General features: G+C 69.1%; 12 protein-coding genes. 4 read left to right on the plus strand and 8 right to left on the minus strand.

Annotated elements, in window-relative coordinates; all coding sequences use genetic code 11:
* Positions 1–2 precede the first annotated feature (2 nt).
* Together EDD27_RS52265 and EDD27_RS52270 are read left to right on the plus strand one after the other, a co-directional pair.
* Positions 3–1,283: a Gfo/Idh/MocA family protein gene (locus EDD27_RS52265; RefSeq protein WP_127940107.1), complete on the plus strand. Its 1,281-nt coding sequence runs from the start codon at positions 3–5 to the stop codon at positions 1,281–1,283.
* Positions 1,273–2,328 carry an alpha/beta hydrolase family protein gene (locus EDD27_RS52270; protein WP_127940108.1) on the plus strand — a complete coding sequence of 352 codons (1,056 nt, stop codon included), beginning with the start codon at positions 1,273–1,275 and terminating at the stop codon, positions 2,326–2,328. Before EDD27_RS52265 ends, EDD27_RS52270 begins: the two co-directional genes overlap by 11 nt.
* A gap of 48 nt (positions 2,329–2,376) precedes the next feature.
* Here EDD27_RS52270 and EDD27_RS52275 read toward each other — a convergent pair whose 3' ends face one another.
* From EDD27_RS52275 to EDD27_RS52305, 7 genes are all read right to left on the minus strand, one after another.
* Positions 2,377–4,146: an ABC transporter substrate-binding protein gene (locus tag EDD27_RS52275; protein WP_127940109.1), complete on the minus strand. Its 1,770-nt coding sequence runs from the start codon at positions 4,144–4,146 to the stop codon at positions 2,377–2,379.
* Between the two features lie 589 nt (positions 4,147–4,735).
* Positions 4,736–5,011, minus strand: coding sequence for a DUF2160 domain-containing protein (locus EDD27_RS52280; RefSeq protein ID WP_127940110.1), 276 nt, complete (start codon positions 5,009–5,011; stop codon positions 4,736–4,738).
* Between the two features lie 3 nt (positions 5,012–5,014).
* Entirely contained in the window at positions 5,015–5,836 is an 822-nt protein-coding gene (locus EDD27_RS52285) for a carbohydrate ABC transporter permease (protein WP_127940111.1), read from the minus strand.
* 5 nt (positions 5,837–5,841) lie between these two features.
* Positions 5,842–6,777 (minus strand): carbohydrate ABC transporter permease, encoded by a 936-nt coding sequence (locus EDD27_RS52290; RefSeq protein ID WP_206642046.1) that lies wholly within the window; start codon positions 6,775–6,777, stop codon positions 5,842–5,844.
* Positions 6,774–7,862, minus strand: coding sequence for an ABC transporter ATP-binding protein (locus EDD27_RS52295; RefSeq protein ID WP_127940112.1), 1,089 nt, complete (start codon positions 7,860–7,862; stop codon positions 6,774–6,776). Before EDD27_RS52295 ends, EDD27_RS52290 begins: the two co-directional genes overlap by 4 nt.
* Entirely contained in the window at positions 7,855–8,952 is a 1,098-nt protein-coding gene (locus EDD27_RS52300; RefSeq protein WP_206642047.1) for an ABC transporter ATP-binding protein, read from the minus strand. The genes EDD27_RS52295 and EDD27_RS52300 overlap by 8 nt, the downstream gene beginning before the upstream one ends.
* 194 nt (positions 8,953–9,146) lie before the next feature.
* Positions 9,147–9,926 (minus strand): SDR family NAD(P)-dependent oxidoreductase, encoded by a 780-nt coding sequence (locus tag EDD27_RS52305; protein ID WP_127940114.1) that lies wholly within the window; start codon positions 9,924–9,926, stop codon positions 9,147–9,149.
* A gap of 102 nt (positions 9,927–10,028) precedes the next feature.
* Between EDD27_RS52305 and EDD27_RS52310 the strand changes: the two genes are divergently transcribed.
* Positions 10,029–11,570: a DUF4434 domain-containing protein gene (locus EDD27_RS52310; RefSeq protein ID WP_127940115.1), complete on the plus strand. Its 1,542-nt coding sequence runs from the start codon at positions 10,029–10,031 to the stop codon at positions 11,568–11,570.
* On the opposite strand, the gene EDD27_RS52315 is transcribed toward EDD27_RS52310, so the two are convergent.
* Complete coding sequence (locus EDD27_RS52315) at positions 11,567–12,439, minus strand: arginase family protein (RefSeq protein ID WP_127940116.1); 873 nt, start codon at positions 12,437–12,439, stop codon at positions 11,567–11,569. The two genes, EDD27_RS52310 and EDD27_RS52315, sit on opposite strands and share 4 nt — an antisense overlap.
* A gap of 28 nt (positions 12,440–12,467) precedes the next feature.
* Here EDD27_RS52315 and EDD27_RS52320 point away from each other — a divergent pair, with 28 nt between their 5' ends.
* Positions 12,468–13,001: a CGNR zinc finger domain-containing protein gene (locus tag EDD27_RS52320; protein ID WP_164904165.1), complete on the plus strand. Its 534-nt coding sequence runs from the start codon at positions 12,468–12,470 to the stop codon at positions 12,999–13,001.
* Positions 13,002–13,008: the final 7 nt, after the last annotated feature.

Genomic DNA, 13,008 nt, shown 5'->3' on the forward strand with positions numbered 1-13,008 from the left:
TCATGAAGTACGCGTTCGTCGGGCTCGGGCACCGCGCGCAGATGTACGTCGACGCGCTGCTCGGGGAGTGGCGTGACGCCGGCACCATCGTCGCCCTGTGCGACACCAACCGGACCCGCATGGACTATTACGTCGAGCGGATCGGCCAGGAGGTGCCGTGCTTCGCCCCCGCGGAGTTCGACAAGGTGCTCGAGCTCGCCGACGCGGTCATTGTCACGACAGTCGACGCCACGCACGCTCGCTACGTGTGCGCGGCGCTCGACGCCGGCCGTGACGTCATTGTGGAGAAGCCGCTCACCGTGGACGCCGAGGGGTGCGCGGCCATCGCCGCGGCGGCCGAGCGCAGCACCGGCAAGCTGATCGTCACCTTCAACTACCGGTACTCGCCGCGTAACTCGGCCGTGCGCCGGCTGCTGATGGAGGGCGCCATCGGCGAGGTGACGTCCGTGCACTTCGAGTGGACGCTCGACACCATCCACGGCGCCGACTACTTCCGCCGCTGGCACCGCAACCGGGCCAGCTCGGGCGGGCTGCTCGTGCACAAGTCCACCCACCACTTCGACCTGGTCAACTGGTGGCTCGGGGCGGCCCCCGAGCTCGTCTTCGCCCAGACCGACCTGCGCTTCTACGGCGCCGAGAACGCCAAGAAGCGCGGCCTGGAGGAGCGCCCCGAGCGAGGGCAGGGCGCTCCCGGGCTGGGCACCGACCCCTTCATCCTGGACATCTCCGCCGACCCCCGGCTCAAGCGGCTCTATCTGGACGCCGAGCACGAGGACGGCTACATCCGGGACCAGGACGTCTTCGGCGAGGGCGTGGACATCGACGACAACATGTCCGTCCTGGTGCGTTACGACAACCGGGCGATCCTGACCTACTCCCTGCACGCGCACGCCCCCTGGGAGGGTTACCGGGTGGCCTTCAACGGCACGGCCGGGCGGCTGGAGCTGGACGTGGTCGAGCGGGAATGGACGCCGCCGCACGCCGCCATCGACCCGAGCGCGTCCTCCAAGGAGCACGCGGCTGGATCCTGGGAGCGGCTCACGCTGCACCGGCACTGGAGCAGGCCGGAGGAGGTCCCCATCGAGACAGGGGCAGGTGGGCACGGCGGCGGCGACAAGCTGCTGCTCAACGACGTCTTCCGCGGTCCCGGTGACGACCCGCTGGCCCGGCAGGCCGGCTACCGCGACGGCATCCGAAGCGTCCTGACGGGCGTCGCGGCCACCATGGCGGCGCAGACCGGCACGCCCGTGCGCTTGGTGGACGACGGGACCCGTGTCGGCTGACCTGGCAGGGGCCGTGTTCGGCGAGTTGGCCGGGATCGCCGCCGCGCAGCTGGGGATCTACCCCTCCGCGGGGCCGGAGCTGCGGGCGGCGGCCCGGGACGCCCTCGGCGTGCTGGACCTGCGCGCGGCCGACGTGCGGGTGGAGCGGACCTGGACCGACGGCGACCTGGCCGGCGAGGAGCTGTCCTGGTCCGTCGGATTCGGGCCGCGGACGCACGCCTTCCTGCTGCGTCCCCGGGAGGCGGCCGGGCCGCTGCCGGGCGTGGTGGCGCTGCACTGCCACGCCGGGATGAAGTGGGCAGGCAAAGAGAAGATCGCCGATGGTCCCGAGGCTCCTTCACCCGAGGTGGCGCGGCTCCGGAAGGACATCTACGGCGGCCGTGCCTTCGCCAACGAGCTGGCCCGCCGCGGGTTCGCCGTGCTGGCGCACGACGTGCTCTCCTGGGGCAGCCGCCGCTTCCCGCTCGACATCGAGCCCGGGACGCTGAGCGAGGCCGACCGTTACGACGCGGCCGCCAAGCAGCACGAGCACGTCGTCGCCAAGCACTGCGCGGTGCTCGGCACGTCGTTCGCCGGCGTGGTGGCGGGCGAGGACCTGGCCGCGGCCGCCTACCTGCGCTCCCGGCCCGACGTGGGCCCGGTCGGGTGCGCCGGGCTGTCGGGCGGCGGACTGCGTGCCGCGCTGCTCGGCGCCTTCGACCCGGGCATCAGGGCGGTCGTCGTCGCGGCGATGGTCTCCTCGTACCGGGACATGCTCGGCGGGCACGTGGCCAAGCACACCTGGATGTTGTACCCACCGGGCCTGCCGCGCCTCGGCGACTGGCCCGACCTGGTGGCCGCCCGAGCGCCCCTGCCGCTCATGGTCCAGTACGCCATGCGCGACGAGCTGTTCCCCGAAGCGGGCATGCACCGCGCCCACGCCCTGATCAGCGACCGGTACGGGGACGGCGGCGCCTATGAGGCGGTGTTCGCCGACGTGCCGCACAGCTTCGACGTGCCCATGCAGGAGCAGGCCTTCGACTGGCTGGCCCGCCACCTCCGATGACCTGCCGCCGCCCGGCCTGTCACGGGCGGCGGCAGCTCTTTTGGTTCCCTAGTCGCCCGCCTTCCACTGCGCGATGAGCTTGTCGTAGTCCAGCGTGGCCGGCTTGCCGCGCTCGTCGGCCAGCTTGGGTGCGGGCGCGCCCGGCTGGTCGAGCCAGTACTGGGCCGGCTGCTCCGGGTTCAGCTTGGGCGCGCAGTCACCGCCGTAGCCGCGCCGCTCCAGCCGGGACAGGATGTCGTCCTGCTGCTTGGCCAGGTTGTCCATCGACTGCTGCGGCGTGGTCTCGCCGGTCACGGCGGTGGCCACGTTCTGCCACCAGAGCTGGGCGAGCTTGGGATAGTCCGGCACGTTCGTCCCGGTCGGCGTCCACTGCTTGCGGGCCGGGGAGTTGTAGAACTCGATCAGGCCGCCGTACTTCTTGGAGTTCTGGGCGAAGTACTCGCTCTTGACATCGGAATCCCTGATGAACGTCAGGCCGACGATCGACTTCTTCAGCGACACCGTCTTCGACGTGACGAACTGCGCATACAGCCAGGCCGCCGCCCTGCGGTCCTGCGGGGTGTTCTTCAGCAGCGTCCACGAGCCGGCGTCCTGGTAGCCGAGCTTGTGGCCGTCCTTCCAGTACGCCCCGTGCGGGCTCGGCGCGATGCGCCACTTGGGCGTGCCGTCGCTGTTGACGACCGGCAGCCCTTCCTTGGTCATGTCGGCCGTGAACGACGTGTACCAGAAGATCTGCTGGGCGATGTTGCCCTGCGCGGGCACCGGACCGGCCTCGCTGAAGTTCATGCCGGCGGCTTCCTTGGGGGCGTACTTCTTCAGCCAGTCCACGTACTTGGTGAGCGCGTAGACCGACGCGGGGCCGTTGGTGTCGCCGCCGCGGGTGACCGACGAGCCGACCGGGCGGCAGTTCTCGACCCTGATGCCCCAGTCGTCCACCGGCAGGCCGTTGGGGATGCCGGGGTCGCCGTTGCCGGCCATGGACAGCCAGGCGTCGGTGAAGCGCCAGCCCAGTGACGGGTCCTTCCTGCCGTAGTCCATGTGGCCGTAGGTCTTCTTGCCGTCGATGGTCCCGTTGCCGTTGACCTTGTTGGTGAAGAAGTCGGCGATGTCCTCATAAGCCGCCCAGTTGACCGGCACGCCCAGGTCGTACCCGTAGGCGTCCTTGAACTGCTTCTTGATCTCCGGGTCGGTGAACCAGTCGTAGCGGAACCAGTAGAGGTTCGCGAACTGCTGGTCGGGCAGCTGGTAGAGCTTCTTGTCCGGGCCGGTGGTGAAGCTGATGCCGATGAAGTCGTTCAGGTCCAGGGTGGGCGAGGTGACGTTCTTGCCCTCGCCGGCCATGTAATCCGACAGCGGGACCACGTAGTCGCCGCGCGAGTGGGTGCCGATGAGGTCGGAGTCGTTGACGTAGGCGTCGTAGATGTTCTGGTCGCCCTGGATCTGGGTCTGGAGTTTCTCGACGACGTCACCCTCCTGGATGAGGTCGTGCTTGATCTTGATCCCGGTGATCTCGGCGAACGCCTTGGCGAGCTGCCGCGACTCGTACTCGTGGGTGGTGATCGTCTCGGAGACCACATTGATCTGCATGCCCCGGTACGGCGCCGCGGCCTTGATGAACCAGTCCATCTCCGCGAGTTGGTCGTCCTTGGACAGCGTGCTGGGCGTGAACTCCTCCGACACCCAGCGTTGTGCCGCCGCCTTCCCATCCGCCTCCTTGAAATCGCTGGACGGCCGCTCCGCGCTCTGCGCACAGCCGGCCACCACCAGAACGAACGCCGCCAGACCAGCGGCCGCGGACCTGCCTGCCCGATGCCTCATCTGATTTGTGGCGCCGGAACCGGTCTTTCAGGACCGGGTGAGCGCCACCCCTCCTTTCGAAAACAGTATGGAAAACCTCAGTAACAGACGGTAATGTTGCCGACGGTGAGAATGGAGTGACACAAGGTGCTCATGGCGGTCCGCCGCTCTGCCGCTAAGCGGAAGGGCCTGCCGTCCGTCGTGCAACTCCGGCTTACACCCGCTCCAGGTCAGGCCGACGCTCTGACCGCGGCGGTGCGGGTGTGCAACGAGGCGGCCACCTTCGTCTCCCGGCTGGCCTGGCAGCAACGCGTCTTCACGGTGCTGGAGCTGCACGGGCTCGCCTACTACCCGGCGCGCGCGCAGTTCGCCGGGCCGGGGTGCGTCAGCAGAGCGAATCGGCCCGCCCGGGGTCGGTTCCTCTGCACCGGCTGTGGCCTCGCTGGGCACGCCGATCACATCGCGGCCTGCAACGTCGCCGTACGCGGCGTTGCAGGCTGGGCTGCTGTCAACCAGCCGCACGCTACCGGCCTCCCTTCAGCCAGACGGGACCGTGAGAGCAAACCTCCAGCTTCAGCAGGTGGTAGTTGACCGCATGGCTTCCCTTCTGTCAGCCCCATATCCCGATCACGACCACCACGAGCAGCGCGCAGCCCAGCGCGATCCACATGGACAGGTCGGTGACGGCCATCCAGCCGACCAGTACGACCCCGGCGCTGATCAGGCCGATGTACAGCCGATCGCCTCGATCGGTCTCGATGCGCAGGAAACCTCGCCTGGCCACGGGAGGGGAGACGTGGGCCCAGACCGCCATGACGACGAGCAGCAGGGCGAGCCCGGCGAACACCAAAGCCGTCGGCAGGGTCCACACCATCCACTCGAGCATTCGCTAGACCCTTCCCAGGGCGAAGCCCTTAGCAATGTAATTACGCACGAACCAAATGACGATCGCGCCGGGGACGATCGTGAGCACTCCCGCCGTGGCCAGCAGCGCCCAGTCCACGCCGGCCGCGCTCACCGTCCGCGTCATCGTCGCGGCAATGGGTTTCGCGTCGACCGAGGTGATGGTCCTGGCGATCAGCAGCTCGACCCAGCTGAACATGAAGCAGAAGAACAACGTCACGCCGATCGCGGAGCGGATCATCGGCAGGAATATGCGAACGAAGAAACGCGGAAGTGAATAGCCGTCGATGGCCGCGGTCTCGTCGATTTCCCGGGGGATTCCCGACATGAATCCCTCGAGGATCCACACGGCGAGCGGGACGTTGAAGAGCATGTGCGCGATGGCGACCCCGAGGTGGGTGTCGAAGAGCCCGACGCTCTGATAAATCTGAAAAAACGGCAGCAGGAAGACGGCGGGCGGCGCCATGCGATTCGTCAGCAGCCAGAAGAACAGGTGCTTGTCGCCGGCGAAACGGAAACGCGAGAACGCGTACGCCGCGGGCAAGGCCACGATGAGCGACATCACCGCGTTCAGCGACGTGTAGATGATGGAGTTCAGATAACTCGAATACCACGACACGTCCGTGAAGAACGTGACGTAGTTGTCGAAGGTCACGCGCTGCGGGATGAGCGCGAAGCTGCCGAGGATGTCCTCGTTCGGCCGGATCGACATGCCGAACATCCACAGCAGCGGCAACATGAGCGTGGCCACGTACAGCCAGAAGACCGTGCGTGCCCACGGGAGCCGGCGTCCGGTGGTCCTGGCCATCGCCCTCACCTCCCCGACCTGGTCAGCACGGTGAAGAAGACGTAGCAGAGGACCTGCACGATCAAGAAGTAGATCAGCGAGAACGCGCCCGCGGGCCCCACGTCGAACTGCCCGACGGCCATCTTCGACAGCAGGATGCTGAGGAACGAGGTCGCGTTGCCGGGCCCGCCGCCCGTCACCACGAACGGTTCGGTGTAGATCATGAAGCTGTCCATGAACCTGAGCAGGATCGCGATCGTCAGCACCCCGCGCAGCCTCGGAAGCTGGATGTGCCGGAACGTCGCCCACCCCGACGCCCCGTCGATCTGCGCGGCCTGGAAGTACGGCTCCGGGATCGACCGCAGCCCCGCGTACGCCAGCAGCGCCACCAGCGGCGTCCAGTGCCACACGTCCATGACGAGGATCGTGATCCAGGCGTCGGTGGAGTCGAGGGTGTAGTTGAAGCCGATGCCGAGCACGTTGTTGATCGTCCAGCCGCCGAGCCCGATGTCGGCGCGGGCGAAGATCTGCCAGATCGTGCCCACCACGTTCCACGGGATGAGCAGCGGCAACGCGACCAGCACCAGCGCCGCCGACACCCAGAACCCGCGGCGCGGCATCGCCACCGCGATCGCCACCCCGAGCGGGATCTCCACCAGCAGCACCTGCGCCGAGAACAGCAGCGTCCTGACGAACGCCTCGCGGTTCTCGGGGCGCCGCACGGCCTCGTAGAACCAGTCCAGGCCGACGAACACCCGGTCGCTGGGGCTGAAGACGTCCTGGACCGAGAAGTTGACCACGGTCATCAGCGGGATGATCGCCGTGAACGCCACCGAGACGACGACCGGCAACACCAGCCACCACGCCCGGTTGTCCTTGCGCTTCAGGTCCGCGCGGGTCTCCTGCGGCTCGGCCGGCGCCGCCGTGACGACCTCACCGCTCACCTGGCTGCCCGCGGTCACGTGGCGCTCCTTCCGTCGAGCGGCGCGAGGAAACCGCACCTGACCTGGTCGCGGAACAGGAACGTGCGGTCCGGCGGGAAGCGCAGGAACGCCTCCACGTCCGGCTGGTAGCCGGACCCCGCCTCGGTCCTGGCGATGACGGGGTGCTCACCGACCCGGGTGTGCACCAGGTCGTACGCGCCCATGCGGTCGATCCCGGTCACCTGGGCGGCGACTCCGGGCGACGCATGGGTGATCTGCACGAACTCGGGCCGCACCCCGATACGCACCGGCCCCGGCGGCAGATCGTTCGCCACCGAGCCCACGGCCGCCTGCCCCACGCGTACGACGTCGCCGACGATCTCCCCGGGCACCATGTTCATGCCGGGCGAGCCGATGAAGTGCCCGACGAACTCGTGCGACGGAGACAGGAACAACTCGGCCGGCTCGCCGGCCTGCATGATCGCCCCGTCATTGAGCACCACCACCTCGTCGGCGAACGTCAGCGCCTCGGTCTGGTCGTGCGTGACGTAGATCAGCGTGTGCCCGGTGTCGCGGTGGATCTCCTTGAGCTTGCTGCGCAGCGTCCACTTCAGCGCCGGGTCCACCACCGTCAGCGGCTCGTCCAGCAACACGGCCGCCACCTGGGAACGCACCAGCCCGCGACCCAGGCTGACGATCTGCTGCCGGCCCGGGTCCAGCCGGCGTGACCTGCGGCGCAGGAGGTGGTCCAGGCCGAGCAGCTGCGAGACCTGGCGGACCCGCTGGTCGATCTCGTTCTTCGGATATTTCCGGTTGCGGAGCGGGAAGGCGAGGTTGTCGTAAACGGACATCTCCTCGTACAGGACCGGGAACTGGAAGACCTGCGCGATGTTGCGGCCCGCCGTCGGCACGTCGGTGACGTCGCGGTCGTCGAAGAAGATCCGCCCCACCGTCGGCGTGATCAGGCCGGAGATGATGTTCAGGAGCGTCGTCTTGCCGCAGCCGCTCGGGCCCAGCAACGCGTACGCCCGCGAGGTGCGCCACGTCCACGTCATCGGCTTCAGCGCCCACGTCGTGCCGCCGTCGTAACTGTGCCCCACGCCCTCCAGGCGAATGTCAGCCATGCACGCCTCCGAGGTCCGCGGCGCTGGTGGCCAGCAGGCGCCCGCCGGCCTCGTCGAAGACGAAGACATGCGTGGGGTCCACGTACGCGACCGTGGTCTCCCCGGGGGTGAACAGCTGGGTGCCCGGCAGGTGGGCGACCAGGTGACGGTCCCCCTGCAGCAGCAGGTGCAGGAACGTCGCGCTGCCCGTCACCTCGGCGAGCCTGATCTCGGCGGGCAACTCCAGCGCGCCGGGCCCCTCGCGGGCGATCCGCACCTGGTGGGGGCGGATGCCGAGCATGACGTCGTGGCCGGTGGCGTGCGCGCGGGGCGCGGGGAAGGACGTGCCGAGCACCTCGATGCGGCCCTCGCGGACCACGCCGGGCAGCAGGTTGAGCGGGGGATCGCTGAGCGTCGCGGCCACGGCCAGCGTGGGCGGGTGGGCGTACATCTCCGCGACGTCCCCGACGTGCTGCACCCTGCCTTCGCCCAGCACCACGGTCGGCGCGGCGAACGTCAGCGCCTCGTTGGGGTCGGCCGTGGAGTAGAGGACCACGCCCGGCGCGTCGGCGAACATGGTCTTGAGATCGGCACGCAACTGCTCGCGGAGCTTGAAGTCCAGGTTGGCGAGGGGCTCGTCGAGGAGCAGCACGTCCACGGGCCGCGCGAGCGCGCGGGCGATGGCGGTGCGCTGCTGCTGGCCGCCCGACAACTCGGCGGGCCGGCGGTCGAGCAGGCCGGCGATGCCCATGAGCTCGGCCACCTCGCGAACGCGCCGGTCGATTTCGCTCTTGCTGCGGAATCGGGGGTCCAGGCGGAGCGGGGAGGCGATGTTCTCGTAGACCGCCAGCGACGGATAGTTAATGAATTGCTGATAGACGAATGCGACCGACCTTTTCCGCACGGAAATGCCGGTGACATCTTTTCCGTGCACCACGACCCGGCCGGAATCGGGGGTCTGTAATCCGGCTGCGACGCGCATCAACGTCGTCTTCCCCGCGGTCATGGGACCGACGAGGGTGGTCATTCCGTTGGATAATTCCAGATGGATGTCGTCGAGCCAGGTCTCCCCGCGTTGCCGTACGGAGACGCCATCGAGAATCAGCGTCACGTTCCCCGGTCCTCTCTCCCTAACACCATCTAACATCATCTGAAACTTGGTGCAAATCACGTTTTGACGTCGAGATAACGGTGAATGGATGAGGCTATCGCCGAGGCGGTATCCGCCCTGGTCAAGGCGACTGACCGGGGATAATCAGAACACGGCGAGATAGGGATATCCCGATCAGGACGGCTGGGGGACGGCTACGGAAGGATGGAGTCCACGTACCCGCCGTCCACCCGTACGGCCGCTCCCGTGGTGGCCGAGGCGAGGGGCGAGCTGAGGTAGACGACCATGTTCGCGATCTCCTCGGGCTCGATGAGCCGCTGGAGCAGCGACTGGGGCCGATACTCGCGCATGAACGCCCGCTGCGCCTCCTCCCACGGCAGGTCCTTGCCGACGAGCTGGTACACGAAGGTCTCCACGCCGCCCGTGTGCGTCGGCCCGGCGATCAGGGAGTTGACCGTCACCCCGCTGCCCGCCGCCTCCTTCGCGAACCCCCTGGACACGGCCAGCAACGCCGTCTTGGACATGCCGTAGTGGATCATCTCGGCCGGGATGACGACGGCCGAGTCACTGGCGATGTACTGGATCCGTCCCCAGCCCCGTTCCCTCATGCCCGGCAGGTACGCGCGGGTCAGCCGGACCGCGGCCAGCACGTTCACCTCGAAATAGCGCCGCCACTCGTCGTCGGTGATCTCCAGCGGCGGCTTGGCGCCGAAGATGCCGAGGTTGTTGACCAGGATGTCGACCTGCGGCAGCGCGTGCAGGACCTGTTGACACCCCTCGTCGGTGGACACGTCCCCGGGCGCCGCCACCAGGTCGCCGTCCATGAGTTCCATGGCCATCGCCACGGTTGCCTCGGTCCGGCCGTTGATGCCGACGCGGGCTCCGGCCTCCGCCAGCCCGCTGGCGATGGCCGCTCCGATTCCTTGAGTCGATCCGGTGACGAGTGCGGTCTTCCCGCCGAGATCAATGTGCACGATGGTTCCCCCCTATCCGCCATTTTCCGTGTTCAACATGCACGGGTCGCAGCCGGGGTCAGACTGCGTAGGCTTGGGGGCGGACGCGCGGAAGGGGCGTGGGTGCACCGGATCCTGTGGGTGGTCGTGGCGATCGCCTTCGTGGTGGGCCTTGTCGTGCCGTCCGATTCTGCCGAGGAGCCGCCGGGGGAGTGCCCGCCGCGCGACACGCGGGTGGTGGCGCCGTACGCGGTCACCGGCTACTGGGTCATCCCGCGGGCCGATCCCTGCGTCACGCGGCGGATGGTCGAGGCGATCCACGCGATCGGCGGGGACACGCTCGTCACGTTCGGGCCGCGGTTCAGTGTGGGTTCCGAGCCCGGCTGCGTCGTGGACGGGCGGCCGTGCGCCGACGTGCCGGGGGTGCGGCACGTCTACACGTACGTCACCAGCGAGGAGTTCGGGCCGGGCCTGCTGCGCTGCCCCGGCCTGGACCGGCGGATCGAGAGCGACGGCCGGATCTTCTACCGGGTGTCGCTGGCGACGTCCTGCGACGCTCGTGTCCATGACGTAGTGATCGTCGCCACGGATGGCGACGGGCTCGGCAACCTGATGACGGAGGCGGCGGCGCACGGGATGGCGGTCTATCCCGGGCTGCCCGCCGCGCCTCAGCTGGCGAGCAAGCCGTGGGAGCCGGACCTGGCCCACCTGGACGCGCTGAACGCCTTCACCGAGCGGGTGCTCGCGGACTACCGGGACCGGCTCGGCGCGGCCTTCGCCGGGGTCTACCAGTCGTTCGAGCTCGCCATGCGGAAGCGTTCCGTCAAGGACCCGATCATCTCGCTGTACGCCGCCCAGCACGCGGTCGTCGCCGCCACGTTGCCCGGCAAGAAGATCCTGGTCAGCCCCTACATCGACGCGCGTCGCGGACGCGGATTCCCGCCGGACCAGGTGGAGGCCGGGATGGCGGACATCGCCGGCACGCGGGCGGGCCTGCCCATGGCCATCGCCGTGCAGGACGGGCGGGGCACCGGGAAGGTACCGGTCTACGCGATCAACGAGCGGGACTCGCGGGTCGATGCGCGGCTGGTGCCCGTCGTCGGTGACGTGAGCTACGGGCAGGCGTATTACGGGTCCACGCGGGACTACATCGCGGCGGCGGCGCGGCGGGTGCCGCCGGGTGTGGAGCTGTGGGTGAACGTCGAGGGCTTCGAGCCCACGCAGGTGGCCGGCGAGTGCGGGCGGGTGGAGCCGCTGCCGCTACGCGGGCGTCCTTCCAAGAGCCGGCTGGACCGGCAGGTCATGGCGGTGGGCACGGACGCGCAGAAGATCATCTCCTACGGCTGGGAGCCCTTCTTCACCTGCCAGGCCCGCTACGACACGCCTTCGCTGGCCGACGACATCGTGCGTGAGTGGCAGCAGCCGATCATCGTCAACGCGGCGGTGAAGGAGAGGAACGGGCGGCCGGGGGTCGTCGTCGAGGGCTACAACCTCCGCGGCGGCACTCTTCGTTTCGGCCCGCAGGTCATCGAACAGGAGTGGCACGGGCGGCACGGCCGGCTCGAGTCCGCCTGGGCGCCGTACGTGCCGACGAGCCCGTTCACGCCGATAACCCTCACCAATGAGGCCGGCCAGACCAACACGACGCCCTACGTGATGCCCTAGGTGAGGGCCGACACCAGAAGGTCCGCCAGCAACGCGGCCTGGCTGCCGTCCTCGTCCAGGTCCGGGTCGAGGATCGTCACCTCCAGCCCGGCGGCGCCCGGAAGGGCGACCAGGCCGCTCAACAGGTCGGTGAGCTGAGCGGCGTCGAGCCCGCCCGGGGTGGGGGAGTCGACGGCGGGCAACACGGACGGGTCCATGACGTCAACGTCCACGTGGATCCAGAACCCATCGAGCTCGTCCCGCACCAGCACCTCCCTGGCCCTGTCGAGGTCGATGCCGCTGCCCGGCTGGTAGGCGATCCCGCTCTCGGCGATGTCGCGCACGTCCTCCTCGTCCCGCACCCCGAGCACGATCACGTCCTCGTCCCGCACGTACGGCCGCAACCCGTCGATGTCGGTGAGGTAGTCGTCGCCACGCCCGGTCACCAGGGCGAGGTCCTCGCCTGCCGCCGAGCCCACGTGCGGGGAGTTGCCCAGGTGCCGGAAGTCGGCGTGCGCGTCCACGTACGCCAGCCCGTACCGTCCGCGTCTGCGCAGCGTGAGAGCGGGGCCGAGGAGGATCGAGCAGTCCCCGCCGAGCAGCACGGGGAACCCGCTGATCCGGGCCAGCCGGTCGGACAGCGTGCGCGCATAGGCGGCGATCGCGGGCCCGTTACGCACGCCGTCGCCCGGCTTCCACGTGGCCACGTAGCGGGGCGGCACCACCGCGCCCGCGTCGGTCGCGCCGAGCCGCCCGACCAGGCCGGCGTTCCGCAGTGCCCAGGGGGCTTTGTAGCAGCCGGGGACGGTGCCGGGGGCGGGCGGGCGCAGGCCGAGATTGGAGGGCGCGTCGAGGACGACGAGATCTATGTCAGGGGTTATTATGTTCATACTCGTGACGCTAGCAAGAGGAGGGTGGATGCGCCAGTTCGCGGAGACGGGGATCGTGGCGATCGATCTCGCGAACACGTGGGACGAATACCTGGACGATCCCGAGCGGTTGCCGGACGTGTCCGAGCTGCGCCGCTTCTGCCGCGAACTGGGAGTGGGAGAGGAGGGCGAGATCGACGCGGACGATCTCGCCGCGGTCCGGGGAGTGCGGGAGCGGCTGCGTGCCGTCCTGACCGGCGACCCTCCCGAGCGGACCCGCGCCCTGGCCCGGTGGACGGCCGAGCTCCCGGTCCGGGCCGCCGTGCTGGACGCGGACGGGGTCCCGCACCTCCGCCTCACGGCGCCGGAAGGCGCTCCGCCGGCCGAACGCCTCGCCGTCCGGTCCGTCGCCGACCTGCTCGATCTCGCCGCCTCAGGCGACTGGGAGCGCCTGCGCCTGTGCGCGGCACACCCGTGCCAGGACGCCTTCATCGACCGCAGCCGCCCGGGCCGCCGTCAGTTCTGCTCCACCCGCTGCGCCAACCGCGCCCACGCCGCCGCCTCCCGCGCCCGCCACCGGTAGGACCTGA

Origin of the sequence: Nonomuraea polychroma (assembly GCF_004011505.1) — a bacterium.
Taxonomy (GTDB): domain Bacteria; phylum Actinomycetota; class Actinomycetes; order Streptosporangiales; family Streptosporangiaceae; genus Nonomuraea; species Nonomuraea polychroma.